The sequence below is a fragment of the Sinorhizobium fredii NGR234 genome (assembly GCF_000018545.1).
GTDB classification, from domain to species: domain Bacteria; phylum Pseudomonadota; class Alphaproteobacteria; order Rhizobiales; family Rhizobiaceae; genus Sinorhizobium; species Sinorhizobium fredii_A.
The window spans coordinates 1,831,200-1,847,033 of the sequence record NC_012587.1 but is presented as its reverse complement, the minus strand read 5'-3'; the positions used below and the strand labels follow the sequence as shown (position 1 = coordinate 1,847,033).

Below are 15,834 nucleotides of genomic sequence, written 5' to 3'. Positions count from 1 at the left end.
GAGAACGCGTCCGACCGCCTCACTTCTTCGTCTGCGGGTAAATCGTCTCGCCGCGCTTCAGCATTTCGACAAAGGTCTCGATCTTCTTCTTCCGGCCGGCTTCCGTCTTCATGTTGTGGGTGCGGAAGGCGAGCGCGAAGCGGTTCTGTTCGCTGAGCTTGCCGAGCATTTCCCTGGCCTTGGGTTCGGCATCGATTGCGGCCTGAAGATCGTCGGGGATCTTCATGTCCTTGCCGCTCTTGTAGGCGCGGTCCCAACGGCCGTCGGCCTTGGCCATTTCCACCTGCCTGAGACCGTGTTCCGTCATCCGGCCTTCCTCGATGAGGCGCGCGACATTGTCGACATTGATCTGGCTCCAGGTGCTCTTCCTGCCGCGCGGCGTGTAGCGCTGGAGAAAGCTCTTGTCATCGAGCCCCTTGCGCACCCCGTCGATCCAGCCCCAGCAGAGCACCACGTCGATCGCTTCTTTGGGCGTGATCGACTCGAGCCCCGACCCCACCTTGTGGACCTTGATCCAGACTTCGTCCTCCTTGTCGTGGTGGCTGCCGAGCCAATCGTAGAAACGCTCGGCGGTCTCGAACTCGCGCACCTTATCGGGATCGACCTTGACGGGCGGCATGCGGCAAACTTCCTCCTGCTGGCTGCATCTTCATTGCTGAATCGCGGTGCAGCCTACAAGGCGGTGCATCAGCCTTCCAGCCCTTAGCCTCCGTTTGCGCGGTCGCGCCGCGAACTGGAAGGGGGCACTCGGTGAGTGCGGCTGGCGCGCGCGATGGGCTCGTGAGAAGGTTGGGCGGACTCGCCTAGAGGAGGAGGTTTCCATGCCTGCGGTGTCGGACCTGAGCTACGATGACTGGCTTGAGCACGCGTTCAGCCACGCGATCCGGCCGCACGGCAATCCCTGGTTCTTCGATGAAGACCCTCCGTGGTGGGATCCCGAGCCGTCTCTCGCCATCGATTACTTTACGAGGCTCTTCACGACGACCGAGCGTTCGCTCGCCGGCTTCTCCGATGCGCAGATCGCCCAGGGCTTGCGGTATCTGCTGAGCACCAGTGCCTCGGGCGATAACGGGTGGTTCTACAAGACGTCGACGCCCGTGGTAGCGCGGCTGGCCTGCGTCGAGGCGATCGAGCATGTCTTCGCCGAGCTGTTCGCGCCGCGCTGCGCCGCTGTGCTGGGGCACATCGACGAACCAGGAGCAGCTCCCCTCAATACCGTCTGTTACATGTGGTGGGACGAGTTCCCATGTCTGGCGCTGCCTGACGACCCGGCTTGCGAACTCATGCACAGGGCGGCGATCGATGTCATGCGTCGAACGCTGAGGCTTGATGCGATCGCGTGCCAGGAGGCAGCCCTCCACGGCCTCGGCCATTGGGCGCGGCATCGACCCAACGAAGTGGCCGCCGCCGTCGATGCGTTCCTCGGCGACGGCCGCAGCAAGCGAGCCGAGATCGTCTCCTATGCCCGTTCCGCGCGGTGCGGCTGTGTCCTCTGAGGTGTTGTGAGACTTTGCTCCAGTGCCGACGTTACAGCTCGGGTCTCAAACCATGGAGGGTGGTTGGTGGCTGCTTCGTCCCGTCCTGACATCGCGACGGATCATTCCCGCCCCTTGATCAGCCGCTGCATCGGCGGCTGAAACTCCGGCTGGCTGAGGCTCTGCAGGGTCTCGGGCGGCTGCCCTTCGATACGGCCGATCACCGCCTTGGCGAGCTCACGGCCAGCAATCCGGATGTCCTCGTACATGGTCATCACCTCCGGACGCAGCCAGCGCAGGAAGTCGCTCGGGACCTTGGAGACCATGTCGGCCTCTTCGCCGAGCTTCTTACGCGCCGCCTCGACGCCGGCAATCAGTGCAATGGCACCGGAGCCGCTGCCGGAAACGATGCCGTCCGGGGCGTCGGACGAACCCATGAGTTTTTCAAAGGCGTCGCGGATGGCGACGAGGCTGTAGTCGATATTGACCTGATGGAAGCTGACCGACTCGGCACCGAAATCCTTGAGGCCGCCTTCGAAGCCGGTGCGCATGTGCGAATGAAAGGTGAGGTGCGGCGGCGGCTCCAGCAGCACCAGCCGGCGTCTGCCGCGTTCGACGAGCTTGCGCACCGCCTCGTAGGCGAAGCGTCCATTGTCGAAATCGTGATAGGGATGGACGATCCCCATTTCGGTCCGTCCATGCGTGGCGAAGGGAAACTGACGTTCGGTGAGCAGCGTCACGCGTGGGTCGTTCGGCTCCATTCGCGAGATGATCACGCCGTCGGCGGCACCGGTGTCGAGAATGTAGCGGATCGGGCCGAGCGGATCCTTGGAGGAGCTATAGGGCGTGACGACCAGGTGGTACGGCGTGCCGGCGAGGATTTCCGTGATGCCGATGACCATCGGGCTGGTGATGCCCATGATCTCTTCCTCGAGCGTCAGGACGAGGCTGATGACATTGGTCTTGCCGGTCCTGAGGCGAACGCCTGCACGGTTCGGCTGATAGCCGATCTGCTTGGCGACCAGGCGGACGCGCTCCTTGGTCTCGGCGCCGATATCGGGCGCATCCTTCAGCGCGCGGGAAACGGTGGTGATGCCGAGCCCGGTCATGAAGGCGATCGTCTTCAATGTCGGCCTGGCGCCCTCCGTTGGCGGCACTGCCGCCGGCCTGTTCCTTGTCCTGCCTTCCATGCCAAAGCCCGCTCGTTCGGACCTCCAAAGCCACTCATGCCAACCGCAACCGCGGTGCCGGCGCCTTTCTGATAGCCCCGTCTCCTGCCCCTTGCCGGTTATATACGATTTGCTTGAACGCACCATATCGGGGCGAAGCGAAATCGTGTTCCCAATATCTGTAACGATACAGTAGTAATGTCGAGCGTTTTTGTTGCTGCGCTGCAAATTGCGTAAACGGAGGGTTGAATAACGACTATCCGAAATATCTTGCTGCGTATGCGAAGGGTGGGCTTTCGGAACGACGCGAAGCGTCTCTGCCTTATGTATTAAAAACAATCAGATAATGGCGGAGAGGTGAGCGTTGGCGATATTTGGACATGGCGCGAGCGCGCCCCTCCAAGGTCGGTCGGATGAAAGCAGGAGTTGTACAAAAATAATTAATTTGAATTGTTCGTTGTGGGTGTTGCGTCGGCAAATGGATTGAACTAAGTTTTTTACGGTAACGTTACAGTGAGGGAGGAGACTCATGAAATTACGTTCTTTGGCCGGCGCACTGGCCGCAACCGTGGCGGTGCCGTTCGGCGTGGCTCAGGCCACCGATCTGGAGGTCACGCATTGGTGGACGTCCGGCGGCGAGGCTGCCGCGGTCGCCGAACTGGCCAAGGCCTTCGACGCGACCGGCAACAAATGGGTCGACGGTGCGATCGCCGGCTCCGGCGGAACGGCGCGGCCGATCATGGTGAGCCGCATCACCGGCGGCGACCCGATGGGCGCCACGCAGTTCAACCATGGCCGTCAGGCGGAAGAGCTGGTGCAGGCAGGGCTGATGCGCGACCTGACCGATGTCGCCACACGCGAAAACTGGAAGGAGATCGTCAAGCCCTCGAGCCTGCTCGACTCCTGCACCATCGAGGGCAAGATCTACTGCGCCCCCGTCAACATCCATTCCTGGCAGTGGCTGTGGCTTTCGAACGCTGCGTTCCAGAAGGCCGGTGTTCCCGTGCCGAAGAACTGGGACGAGTTCGTCGCAGCGGCACCGGCGCTTGAAAAGGCCGGTATCGTGCCGCTCGCCCTCGGCGGCCAGCCGTGGCAGTCGTCGGGAGCCTTCGACGTCTTGATCGTCGCGGTCGCCGGCAAGGATGTATTCGAGAGCGTCTTTGCCAAGAAGGATGAGGAAGTGGCGGCCGGACCGGAGATCGCCAAGGTCTTCAAAGCCGCCGACGACGCACGCCGGATGGCCAAGGGCAGCAATGTTCAAGACTGGAATCAGGCGACGAACCTTGTCATCACCGGCAAGGCTGGCGGTCAGATCATGGGAGACTGGGCCCAGGGCGAATTCCAGCTTGCTGGCCAGAAGGCCGGAGTCGACTACACCTGCCTTCCGGGTCTTGGCCTCAACGAGGTGATCTCGACCGGTGGCGACGCGTTCTATTTCCCGCTGCTCGAGGACGAGGAAAAGTCGAAGGCGCAGGAGCAGTTGGCATCGACGCTGCTGAAGCCGGAGACGCAGGTCGCGTTCAACCTGAAAAAGGGCTCGCTGCCGGTGCGCGGCGACGTGGACCTCGCGACCGCCAATGACTGCATGAAGAAGGGGCTCGATATCCTTGCCAAGGGCAACGTGATCCGGAGCACCGACGAGCTTCTCTCGCAAGATAGCCAGAAGCAGAAGGAAGACCTCTTCTCCGAGTTCTTTGCAAACACGTCGATAACTCCGGAGGACGCGCAGAAGCGCTTTGCCGAGATCATCGCAGCGGCGGACTGACGTTCTCCGCCTGAAGGCCCCGCGCATTCGCGGGGCCGCCCTCATCCCCATTCGGCACGACGCGCTCGCGCCGGGCACGCGTGTCGATGTCTGTTGGCGTCGGCGTTCGAGGAGCGTCCGCCTTCGAGTTGGATCACCGTTCCGAATTCCCGTGAACGCGGCGTGACTGGTGAGGGGCGATAGCCGGGGTGAGGCGGTTGGCGCAGCAGTCGCGTGTTCGCGCATTGATATCTTGCAGTCCGGAGGAGCAAACATGACAGGTCAAACACGCGGCTCGGCTCGGCCGAATCAGTGGTTGCGGAACCTGAATGCGAAGATCGCCTCTGTTCCGATGATCCTGACGGCCGTGGTCATTTTCGTCGGCGGCACGGCCTGGACAGTTCTTTATTCCTTTACCAACTCCAAGCTGCTGCCGCGCCTGTCCTTCGTCGGTCTGGACCAATACGAGCGGCTATGGGCGGCACCACGTTGGCTCGTCTCGATCGAGAATCTCGCCATCTACGGCGTCTTGTCGCTGATCTTCAGCCTCGTCATCGGTTTCGTGCTGGCCGCGCTGATGGACCAGAAGATCCGTTTCGAGAATGCGTTCCGGACGATCATGCTCTATCCATTCGCCCTGTCGTTCATCGTCACGGGCCTGGTCTGGCAGTGGCTGCTCAATCCGCAATTCGGCATCCAGTCGATCGTTCGCTCGCTCGGCTGGACGAGCTTCTCCTTCGATCCGCTCTACAACGCCGACATCGTCATATACGGCATCCTGATCGCCGCGCTCTGGCAGGGCACCGGGCTCGTGATGTGCCTGATGCTCGCCGGTCTGCGGGGCATCGACGAGGACATCTGGAAGGCGGCGCGGGTCGACGGCATTCCGATGTGGAAGACCTATGTGCTGATCATCATCCCGATGATGCGCGGCGTCTTCATCACTACCCTGGTGATCATCGCAAGCGGCATCGTCAAGGTTTACGACCTCGTGGTGGCGCAGACGAGCGGCGGCCCTGGCATCGCCTCCGAAGTGCCCGCCAAATATGTCTACGACTACATGTTCCAGGCGCAGAACCTGGGGCAGGGCTTTGCCGCCTCCACCATGATGCTCCTGACCGTCGCAATCATCATCGTGCCGTGGGCGTATCTGGAATTCGGAGGAGGTCGCAAGCGTGCTTAATCTCGTCACCAACAACAGCATCGCCGAGCACGAAGCGGCTCCTGGCAGGATCACGTCCGGTCCGAAAGGCCGCAAGCCGCGCAGAACGCTCTCGCGCCGCAACATCATCGTCTACGGCACCCTGATCGTAGTCGCTCTCTACTATCTGCTGCCACTCTACGTGATGATCATGACGTCGCTGAAGGGCATGCCGGAAATCCGCGTCGGCAATATCTTCGCGCCGCCGCTCGAAATCACCTTCGACCCCTGGGTGAAGGCCTGGGCCGAGGCTTGCACCGGCCTCAACTGCGACGGGCTTTCTCGCGGTTTCTGGAATTCGGTCCGTATCACCGTTCCTTCGGTGATCATATCGATCGCGGTCGCCTCGGTGAACGGTTACGCGCTTGCCAACTGGCGCTTCAAAGGGGCGGACCTCTTCTTCACAATCCTCATCGTCGGCGCCTTCATTCCCTATCAGGTGATGATCTACCCGATCGTGATCGTCCTCAGGGAAATGGGCGTCTACGGCACGCTGACCGGCCTCGTCATCGTACATACGATCTTCGGCATGCCGATCCTGACGCTCTTGTTCCGCAACTATTTTGCCGGCTTGCCGGAGGAACTCTTCAAGGCGGCGCGTGTCGATGGTGCCGGGTTCTGGACGATCTACTTCAAGATCATGCTGCCGATGTCGCTGCCGATCTTCGTGGTCGCGATGATCCTGCAGGTCACCGGCATCTGGAACGACTTCCTGTTCGGCGTCGTCTTCACCCGCCCCGAATATTACCCGATGACCGTCCAGCTCAACAACATCGTCAATTCGGTGCAGGGCGTGAAGGAATACAACGTCAACATGGCGGCAACGATTTTGACGGGGGCAGTTCCGCTCGTCGTCTACTTCGTCTCCGGACGGCTCTTTGTCCGCGGCATCGCAGCCGGTGCAGTGAAAGGATAAGCAAGCATGACAAGTGTTTCCGTCAGGGATCTGTCGCTGAACTTCGGGGCCATCACCGTTCTCGACAAGCTCAATCTCGATATCGACCACGGCGAATTCCTCGTCCTGCTCGGCTCGTCCGGCTGCGGAAAGTCGACGCTGCTGAACTGCATCGCCGGCCTGCTCGACGTGTCGGACGGGCAGATCTTCATCAAGGATCGCAACGTCACCTGGGAGGAGCCGAAGGATCGCGGCATCGGCATGGTGTTCCAGTCCTACGCGCTTTACCCGCAGATGACGGTCGAGAAGAACCTCTCCTTCGGGCTGCAGGTCGCCAAGATTCCGCAGCCGGAGATCGACAAGCGCGTGAAGCGTGCAGCGGCCATCCTGCAGATCGAAGCATTGCTGAAGCGGAAGCCGTCGGAGCTATCGGGCGGGCAGCGGCAGCGTGTGGCAATCGGCCGGGCGCTGGTGCGCGATGTCGACGTCTTCCTCTTCGACGAGCCGCTGTCGAACCTCGACGCCAAGCTGCGATCCGAACTGCGCGTCGAAATCAAGAGGCTGCACCAGTCGCTGAAGAACACGATGATCTACGTGACGCACGACCAGATCGAGGCGCTGACGCTTGCCGACCGCATCGCCGTCATGAAGAGCGGCGTGATCCAGCAGCTTGCCGACCCGATGACCATCTACAACGCACCGGAGAACCTTTTTGTCGCCGGCTTCATCGGTTCGCCGTCGATGAACTTCTTCCGCGGCGAGGTGGAGGCGAAGGACGGACGCAGCTTCGTCCGGGTGAACGACGTCGCCTTCGACGTCACCGCCTATCCGGCGCGCACGAGGCTGCAGTCCGGCCAGAAGGTGGTCCTCGGTCTGCGGCCCGAGCACGTCAAGGTCGACGAGGCGAGGGAGGGGCATGAGGTGCACCAGGCAATCGTCGATATCGAGGAGCCGATGGGCGCGGACAACCTGCTCTGGTTAACGCTTGCCGGCCAATCCATGTCGGTCCGGATCGCCGGCCAGCGGCGCTATCCTCCCGGCAGCACGGTGCGCCTCTCCTTCGACATGGCCGTTGCCTCGATCTTCGACGCCACTAGCGAAAGCCGTCTCTGACCGAAATCCGAGGGGTCGCCGACGGCCTCCGCTCGGACGAAAGCCGGCGCGAACCCGCCGGTCAACGAATGGACTATGGCAATGCCTTCCGAACTCAACAATCGCGACGCCATCCGCGTCGACCTCTCCGGCGATTGGCTGCTCGCTTCGGCGGACAACAGCCACGCGCTGACCATTGCGCTTCCGGGCGACGTGCACAGCGCGCTTCAACGGGCCGGCATCATTGCCGATCCCTATCACGGCCGGAACGAGGCGGACGTCCAATGGGTGGCCCACAAGGACTGGGTGCTCGAGCGCACCGTTTCCATCGATTCCGGCGATCTCGAAGGCTATTGGTATCTTGATCTCGACAGTATCGACACCGTCGCCTCGGTTTTCGTCAACGATCGGCTCGTCTTGCAGGCGGACAATTGCTTCCGTCGATATCGTGCTGATGTTTCGCAGGCACTCGTCTCGGGGGAGAACCGCATCCGCGTCGCGCTCCACTCCTCGATATCAGAAGGTGCGCGGCGCCAGGCGGCGCAGCCCTTTTACGTGCCCTATCACGATGGCAACTCGCCGATCCCCAACGGCAATATGCTGCGCAAGCCGCAATGCCATTTCGGCTGGGATTGGAACATCGGCATTGCGCCGCTCGGCGTCTATGGCGCGCTGGCGCTCTGCCGGCTGGAGACGGCGCGGATCGAACATGTCACGACGCGACAGGTCTGGCTGGAGGACGGGTCTGTCGATCTGCAGGTGACGGTCGAGCTCTACGCCCACGATCCTGGCATCCTGCCGATCCACTTCGAGCTCGACGGCCTGCGCGAGCGTCTGGATTGCAGCGTTGCCGCGGGCGCGACACGCATCACCCATGTGTTCAACGTGGCGGAGCCCAGACGCTGGTGGCCGGCCGGCAGCGGCGAGCAGGCGCTCTCGACCCTCAAGGTGGAAACGCCCGAGGAAAGCGTCACGCGCCAGATCGGCTTTCGCAGGCTCGAACTCGTCACCGACAAGGACGAGGACGGCAGCCGCTTCGCGCTGCGCGTCAACGGCCGCGATATCTTCTGCCGGGGTGCCAACTGGATACCGGCCGACGCGCTGATGTCGCGCGTCACGCCTGAGGGCGTCGAGGACCTGTTGCGCTCGGCGGTCGAAGCCAACATGAACATGATCCGCGTCTGGGGCGGCGGCTTCTACGAGCCGGACTGGTTCTACGACCTCTGTGACCGGCTCGGCCTGCTCGTCTGGCAGGACTTCATGTTCGCCTGCAATCTCTACCCGTCGACGCCGGACTTCCTTGAAAACGTCGCCGCGGAGGTGGACTACCAGGTCAGGCGCCTCCAGTCCCACCCGTCGATCGCACTCTGGTGTGGCGACAATGAACTCGTCGGCGCGCTGACCTGGTTCGAGGAAAGCCGCAAGGATCGCGACCGCTATCTCGTTTCCTACGACCGGCTAAACCGAACCGTCGAGACGGCGATGAAGGCTGCCTCACCGGAGGCGATCTGGTGGCCGTCGAGTCCGTCGGTCGGTTATCTCAATTTCGGCGATGCCTGGCATGCGGATGGCGCCGGCGACATGCACTACTGGTCCGTCTGGCACGAGAACAAGTCCTTCGACAATTACCGCACCGTGCGGCCGCGCTTCTGCTCGGAATTCGGTTTCCAGTCCTATACGTCGATGCCGGTGATCCGGCAGTTCGCCGAGGCGCACGACTTGAATATCGCCTCTCCGGTGATGGAGGCGCATCAGAAGAATGCCGGCGGCAACGAGCGGATCGCCGGGACGATGTTCCGCTACTTCCGTTTCCCTAAGGATTTTCCGAGCTTCGTCTATCTGAGCCAGATCCAGCAGGGGCTGGCGATCCGCACGGCGGTCGACTACTGGCGCTCGTTGAAGCCCCATTGCATGGGAACGCTCTATTGGCAGCTCAACGACACCTGGCCGGTCGCCTCCTGGTCGAGCCTCGACTATGGCGGCCATTGGAAAGCGATGCACTACATGGCGCGCCGCTTCTTCCAGCCGGTCGCCATCGCCGCCATTCCGTCGGCGGACGGCCGGGAAATCGCCTTCTCGGTGGTGAACGACACGCCGGAGCCGGTGACGATCGAACTCGAGACCTTCCTCGTTTCGCTCGACGGCAGCCGCCGTCCGCTGTTGGCGGCGATGGGCTCGTGCTCACCCGACCGTGCGGCGACGCTCGTTGCCATCGCTGCGAGCGACATTCCGCCGGATGCACTGCTCTTCTGGTCCTTCGAGGCATCGAACGGCATGCGCGGCGAGGGGCATTACGTTCATGGCACCTACAAGGCCCTCGATCTCGCGCCATCCGGGCTGACGCTCGAAACGGCGCCGCGGCCGGACGGCGCCTTCGATGTGACTGTCCGTGCGGCGGGCCTGGCGCTGCAGGTGATGATCGAGGCCGATGTCGAGGGTCTCTATTCCGACAATGCCTTCGACCTGACCGCCGGTGAAGTGAAGACGGTCCGTTTCGCGCCGAAGGAGCCGCTTCAAACGGGCGGCGTGCCGCACTTTACCGCCTATGACCTCGAATCCTGCCAGGGAAGGGGCTGAGCGTCATGAAGTTTCATCCCGCCAGAACGCGTGGTTCCCCATCGGTGAACACCACCTGATACGGGTGCGGCGCCAGCCGCGTCCGCCTTTCTTCCGTCCATTCCCGCGAAGTCCCAATCGCGCGAACCCACAAGGAGATTTTCAATGAAAGACGTCAGCTTCCAGCTCTACAGCGCCCGCAACTTCCCGCCGCTTGCCGAAGTGCTCTCCGCACTCGGTGAAGCCGGCTATACCCAGGTCGAAGGTTACGGCGCGCTCTATGCGTCGCTTACCGATGGTGAAATCGCCGGCTTCAAGAGCGGCCTCGATCGCCATGGCCTCGCCATGCCGACCGCCCATTTCGGCCTCGACATGCTCGAGTCGGATCCGGACCGGGTCTCGAAGATCGCCAGGACGCTCGGCATCCGTGCCATTTATTGCCCCTACCTCATGCCCGACCAGCGCCCGACCGACGCGACCGGCTGGCGCGCCTTCGGTGCGCGGCTGCAGGCGGCGGGCAAGCCGTTCCGCGACGCGGGGCTCGACTTCGGCTGGCACAATCACGATTTCGAGTTCTTTCCGCTGGCGGACGGCTCGGTGCCGCTCGACCTGATTTTCGCCGGCGGCCCGGAACTCTCCTGGGAGGCGGATATCGCCTGGATCGTGCGCGGCGGCGCCGACCCCTTCGCCTGGATCTCGAAACACGGCGGTCGCATCACCGCCGTCCATGTCAAGGACATCGCGGCCAAGGGCGAGAATGCAAGTGAGGACGGCTGGGCGGATGTCGGCCAGGGCACGCTCGACTGGAAGGCGCTCATCAAGGCGCTCTCAAAGACCTCGGCCAAGTATTTCATTGCCGAACACGACAATCCCAGCGACTTCCGGCGCTTCGCCAAGCGCTCGCTGGCTTCGATTCAATCCTACTGAGCAGGACATCTCCATGGTAAAAGAACTTGGCGTCGGCATCATCGGATGCGGCAACATCTCAACCACCTATTTCAAGCTTGCGCCGCTCTTCAAGGGCATCAGGATCGTCTCCTGCGCCGATATCAATCCGGTCGCCGCCGAGGCGCGGGCGGCTGAATTCGACGTGAGCGCGCAGAGCATCGAGGCGATGCTCGTCAATCCGGAAGTCGACATCGTCGTCAACCTGACCATCCCGGATGCGCATTTCCCGGTTTCGAAGGCGATCCTCGAATCCGGCAAGCACGTTTACTCAGAGAAGCCGCTCGTCCTCACCATGGAACAGGGCGAGGAACTGCGGGCGATCGCCAGGGCGAAGGCGCTGATGGTCGGCTCGGCGCCGGACACGTTTCTCGGCGGCGCGCACCAGCTCGCCCGTGCCCATATCGACGCGGGCAAGATCGGCCGGATTACTTCCGGGACCTGCCATGTGATGAGCCCCGGCATGGAAATGTGGCATCCCAACCCGGACTTCTTCTTCCTGCCGGGCGGCGGCCCGGTGCTCGATCTCGGACCCTATTACATTGCCAACCTCGTCAACCTCATCGGGCCGGTGAAGCGGGTCGCAGCGCTTTCCTCCATGGCAAGCCAGACCCGCACCATCACCAGTGAGCCACGCAAGGGCGAGGTGATTCCGGTCAAGACGCCGACCAACATCCACGCGCTGCTCGAATTCCACAACGGCGCGACGATCACGCTTTCGGCAAGCTGGGATGTCTGGTCGCACCGCCACGCCCATATGGAACTCTACGGCAACGAGGGCTCCTTGTTCGTGCCGGATCCCAATTTCTTCGGCGGCACGGTCGAAGCAAGCGGGCAGGGCAAGGACATCCAGCCGCTGGAGATGTGGGATCATCCGTTCGCCGTCAACAACTGGGAGCATCCGCTCGGTCCGATCGCCAACTATCGCACCGCCGGCCTCGCCGACCTCGCGGACGCGATCCTGAACGGACGCGATGCGCGTTGCTCGCTCGATCGCGCCCTGCATGCCGTCGACGTCATGGTGTCGATCCTGAAATCGGGCGAGGAGGGCCGTTTCGTGACGCTTTCGACGACCTGCACCCAGCCGGCGGCGCTCGGCATCGAGGAGGCGCGGGCGCTGTTGCGGTAGAGGGAAGACCTCTCCCCAACCCCTCCCCACAAGGGGGAGGGGCTCCTTCGCCGCACCGTTTCTGCCTTCGTCTCGACATCTCAACCTAGTGCGACGTTGAAAGCGGCAGGCCGTCGCGGCAGGCACGACTAGCCTCTCCCCCTTGTGGGGAGAGGTTGGAGAGGGGTATTCAAACCCACGCAATCCGAAACGAGGAGTATGACGATGCCCTGGCAACCGGCGGAAACCCGATACGAGAAGATGAAGTACAACCGCTGCGGCCGGAGCGGACTGAAACTGCCGGCGATCTCGCTCGGGCTGTGGCACAATTTCGGGAATGACACGCCGCACGAGCGCAAGGTCGACATGTGCCGGACGGCTTTCGACCTCGGCATCACGCATTTCGATCTCGCCAACAATTACGGACCGCCGCCCGGTTCGGCCGAGACCGCCTTCGGGGAAATCCTCCGGACTGAATTTGCCGGCCTGCGCGATGAGCTCATCATCTCGTCCAAGGCGGGCTACGACATGTGGCCCGGTCCCTATGGCGAATGGGGCAGCCGCAAATACCTGATCGCCTCCTGCGACCAAAGCCTCAAGCGCCTGGGGCTCGACTATGTCGACATCTTCTATTCCCACCGCTTCGATCCGGACACGCCGCTCGAGGAAACCTGCGCGGCGCTCGACCATATCGTCCGCTCGGGGAGGGCGCTCTATGTCGGCATCTCCTCCTACAATTCGCAGCGCACTCGCGAGGCGGCAGCAATTCTCAAGGAACTCGGCACGCCGTGCCTCATCCACCAGCCGAGCTACTCGATGCTCAACCGCTGGATCGAGGATGATGGTCTCGTCGACACGCTCGAAGAGCTCGGCATCGGCTCGATCGTCTTCTCGCCGCTCGCCCAGGGCATGTTGACGACGAAATACCTGAACGGCATCCCTCAGGACAGCCGCGCCGCGCAGAACCATTTCCTCAAGAAGGATTTCATCCGTCCGGCGATCACCGACAACATCCGCAAGTTGAACGGAATCGCCGAACGGCGCGGTCAGACGCTGGCGCAGATGGCGCTTGCCTGGGTGTTGCGCGGCGGCCGCATTACCTCGGCGCTGATCGGCGCAAGCCGTTCCGAGCAGATCGTCGATTGCGTCAGGGCGCTCGAGAACGATGCCTTTACGGCCGAGGAACTGGCGGAGATCGATCTCTATGCCCGTGAAGCCGATATCAATCTCTGGGCATCGTCTGCAGAGCGCTGATTGCAGCTGAATGCCTTGATTTGCCTCGATTTTAGGCAAGCAAGCACGGTTTCCATGGCCTGTACAAAAGTAGGGGGGTGGCGGCTCAATGCCGCCGCTGGACATGGAGTTGCGATTCTGTATGGTGCGTTGCTGTTGTCCGATTTGCGCAGTGCTTTTGGCAAATTCGTATCGGCCGGCAAGCGAGGAGAAACAAGGCGCTTCGATCATCCGAAACGGGGTGAAGACGCCTCGATAGGCGGCGGCGTTGGCAGTGAACGGCGTCGATCGCCAGGCGGGAACTAGGGAGGAACTATGGATCGCCGTTCATTCATTAAAAACGCGAGCTTGGGCGGGCTCGGTGCAGCCGCCGCGACGGCGCTCGCAGCGCCTGCCATTGCGCAAAGCAATCCGAAGGTGACCTGGCGTTTGACGTCGTCGTTCCCGAAGTCGCTGGATACGATCTACGGTGGCGGTGAAGTCCTGTCGAAATACGTGTCGGAGGCCACTGACGGCAACTTCCAGATCCAGGTTTTCGCGGCGGGTGAAATCGTTCCGGGGCTGCAGGCCGCCGATGCGACGGCAGCCGGCACTGTCGAGGCGTGCCACACTGTCGCCTACTACTACTGGGGCAAGGACCCGACCTGGGCGCTTGGCGCTGCCGTGCCCTTCGCGCTCAATGCGCGCGGCATGAACGCCTGGCACCATCATGGCGGCGGCATCGACCTGTTCAACGAATTCCTCGGTGCGCAAGGCCTGGTCGGTTTCCCGAACGGCAATACCGGCGTCCAGATGGGCGGCTGGTTCCGCAAGGAGATCAAAACCGTTGCCGACATGAAGGGCCTGAAGATGCGCGTCGGCGGCTTCGCCGGCAAGGTCATGGAGCGCCTCGGCGTGGTGCCGCAGCAGCTCGCCGGCGGCGATATCTACCCGGCCCTCGAGAAGGGCACCATCGATGCCGCCGAGTGGGTCGGCCCCTATGACGATGAGAAGCTCGGCTTCTACAAGGTGGCGCCGTACTACTACTATCCCGGCTGGTGGGAAGGTGGGCCGACGGTGCACGCCATGTTCAACAAGGCGGCCTACGACGGTTTGCCGAAGGCCTATCAGTCGCTGCTGCGCACGGCCTGCCAGGCGACCGACGCCAACATGCTGCAGAAGTACGACTATCTGAACCCGTCGGCGATCAAGCGCCTCGTCGCGGCCGGCGCCAAGCTGAGCCCGTTCAGCCCGGAAATTCTGTCGGCCTGCTTCGACGAGGCGAACAAGGTCTATGCGGAGATGGAAGCGGCAAACCCGACCTTCAAGAAGATCTGGGAGTCGATCAAGGCGTTCCGTGCCGAGTACTACCTCAACGCCCAGATCGCCGAATACAACTACGACACCTTCATGATGATCCAGCAGCGCAACGGCAAGGTCTAAACTGCGCCGCATCGTTGAACGGAAGAACCCCGGGGCCGCTGTCCCGGGGTTTTTCTTTGGTGCGGGGCTGACAACCGAGAAGAGCGGGGAGCAGCCCGGCCTTCTGCATTCGGATGGTATCCGTCCGAGCGCGACCGCCTTTGCATATTGAGTAAAACTGTTCAGACCCTGTCCTTATTCCCATGCATAAGGACAGTTGCCAACATGGAGATTTTTGAAGGAGACAGCGGGTCTCGGGTGAGCCGTCTTGAGGTGATCAACACCGGACGGCGGCGTCGATTTACGGAAGATGAGAAGCTGCGGATTGTCGCAGAAAGCTTTGCCGGGAGAGGCCGTGCGTCGGCCACGGCCCGTCAGTACGGCATCAGTCGCTCCCTGTTGAACCGTTGGCGCAAATCGGTTCGCCAGGGTTTGCACGGCCAGAAACAAACCGATGGTTTTGTGCCGGCGTTCGTCATGCCGGAAACTTTTGTGCCGGTGAAGCAGGTCACTCCACCTGCTGCGATGGAGCAGCCGGTGGCGTCTCCTTCCGGCCGCATGGAGATTGTTGCGGCGAACGGCCGTCGTGTGGTCGTGGACGGCAGCGTCGACGTTGAGGCGCTGCTGCGGATCATGCGGGGGCTGGAGACGTTGCGGTGATCATGCTTCCTTCCGGTCAAAATGTGCGGGTGTGGATTGCAACGGGCCATACGGACATGCGGTGTGGGTTTCCATCGCTTGCGTTGCGGGTGCAGGAGGTGCTGAAACTGAACCCTTTGGACGGCAATCTTTTTGTGTTTCGCGGTCGCAGCGGATCGCTGCTAAAAGTGATCTGGAGTGACGGCCAGGGGAGCTGCCTTTTTACAAAAAGATTGGACCGTGGCCGGTTCGTCTGGCCTTCTGCCGAAGGCGGAGCGATAGCGATATCACCCGCGCAGCTCAGTTATCTTCTGTCCGGAATCGACTGGAGGCATCCTCAGGAAACCTGGCGGCCGACGAAGGTCGGCTAGCATTA

Annotated in this window: 14 protein-coding genes; 12 read left to right on the top strand and 2 right to left on the bottom strand. The window is 62.2% G+C overall.

Going from position 1 to position 15,834, the window contains the following annotated elements; genetic code table 11:
- Positions 1-19 precede the first annotated feature (19 nt).
- Entirely contained in the window at positions 20-619 is a 600-nt protein-coding gene (locus NGR_RS20175; protein WP_012708318.1) for a YdeI/OmpD-associated family protein, read from the bottom strand.
- Positions 620-821: 202 nt separating this feature from the next.
- Between NGR_RS20175 and NGR_RS20170 the strand changes: the two genes are divergently transcribed.
- Entirely contained in the window at positions 822-1,496 is a 675-nt protein-coding gene (locus tag NGR_RS20170; protein ID WP_012708317.1) for a hypothetical protein, read from the top strand.
- Between the two features lie 101 nt (positions 1,497-1,597).
- On the opposite strand, the gene NGR_RS20165 is transcribed toward NGR_RS20170, so the two are convergent.
- Positions 1,598-2,665, bottom strand: a complete 1,068-nt coding sequence (locus NGR_RS20165; protein WP_012708316.1) for a LacI family transcriptional regulator — start codon at positions 2,663-2,665, stop codon at positions 1,598-1,600.
- A gap of 508 nt (positions 2,666-3,173) precedes the next feature.
- On the opposite strand from NGR_RS20165, the gene NGR_RS20160 reads away from it, so the two are divergent.
- From NGR_RS20160 to tnpB, 11 genes are all read left to right on the top strand, one after another.
- Positions 3,174-4,409, top strand: coding sequence for an ABC transporter substrate-binding protein (locus NGR_RS20160; RefSeq protein WP_012708314.1), 1,236 nt, complete (start codon positions 3,174-3,176; stop codon positions 4,407-4,409).
- Positions 4,410-4,662: 253 nt separating this feature from the next.
- A complete protein-coding gene (locus NGR_RS20155) occupies positions 4,663-5,571 on the top strand; it encodes a carbohydrate ABC transporter permease (RefSeq protein WP_012708313.1) in 909 nt (302 codons plus the stop codon).
- Complete coding sequence (locus NGR_RS20150) at positions 5,564-6,505, top strand: carbohydrate ABC transporter permease (RefSeq protein ID WP_012708312.1); 942 nt, start codon at positions 5,564-5,566, stop codon at positions 6,503-6,505. The genes NGR_RS20155 and NGR_RS20150 overlap by 8 nt, the downstream gene beginning before the upstream one ends.
- A gap of 6 nt (positions 6,506-6,511) precedes the next feature.
- Positions 6,512-7,597: an ABC transporter ATP-binding protein gene (locus NGR_RS20145; protein WP_012708311.1), complete on the top strand. Its 1,086-nt coding sequence runs from the start codon at positions 6,512-6,514 to the stop codon at positions 7,595-7,597.
- 81 nt (positions 7,598-7,678) lie between these two features.
- Positions 7,679-10,153 carry a beta-mannosidase gene (locus tag NGR_RS20140; RefSeq protein WP_012708310.1) on the top strand — a complete coding sequence of 825 codons (2,475 nt, stop codon included), beginning with the start codon at positions 7,679-7,681 and terminating at the stop codon, positions 10,151-10,153.
- Between the two features lie 144 nt (positions 10,154-10,297).
- Positions 10,298-11,059 carry a sugar phosphate isomerase/epimerase family protein gene (locus NGR_RS20135; protein WP_012708309.1) on the top strand — a complete coding sequence of 254 codons (762 nt, stop codon included), beginning with the start codon at positions 10,298-10,300 and terminating at the stop codon, positions 11,057-11,059.
- A 13-nt stretch (positions 11,060-11,072) separates the two neighbouring features.
- Entirely contained in the window at positions 11,073-12,206 is a 1,134-nt protein-coding gene (locus NGR_RS20130) for a Gfo/Idh/MocA family protein (protein ID WP_012708308.1), read from the top strand.
- Positions 12,207-12,410: 204 nt separating this feature from the next.
- Complete coding sequence (gene mgrA, locus NGR_RS20125) at positions 12,411-13,439, top strand: L-glyceraldehyde 3-phosphate reductase (RefSeq protein ID WP_012708307.1); 1,029 nt, start codon at positions 12,411-12,413, stop codon at positions 13,437-13,439.
- Positions 13,440-13,733: 294 nt separating this feature from the next.
- Positions 13,734-14,840 carry a TRAP transporter substrate-binding protein gene (locus NGR_RS20120; protein WP_012708306.1) on the top strand — a complete coding sequence of 369 codons (1,107 nt, stop codon included), beginning with the start codon at positions 13,734-13,736 and terminating at the stop codon, positions 14,838-14,840.
- Positions 14,841-15,044: 204 nt separating this feature from the next.
- The gene (tnpA, locus tag NGR_RS20115) at positions 15,045-15,479 is read left to right on the top strand and encodes an IS66-like element accessory protein TnpA (RefSeq protein WP_010875350.1); all 435 of its coding nucleotides are present in this window, start codon (positions 15,045-15,047) and stop codon (positions 15,477-15,479) included.
- A gap of 2 nt (positions 15,480-15,481) precedes the next feature.
- A complete protein-coding gene (gene tnpB / locus NGR_RS20110) occupies positions 15,482-15,829 on the top strand; it encodes an IS66 family insertion sequence element accessory protein TnpB (RefSeq protein ID WP_010875349.1) in 348 nt (115 codons plus the stop codon).
- The last annotated feature ends 5 nt before the right edge of the window (positions 15,830-15,834 follow it).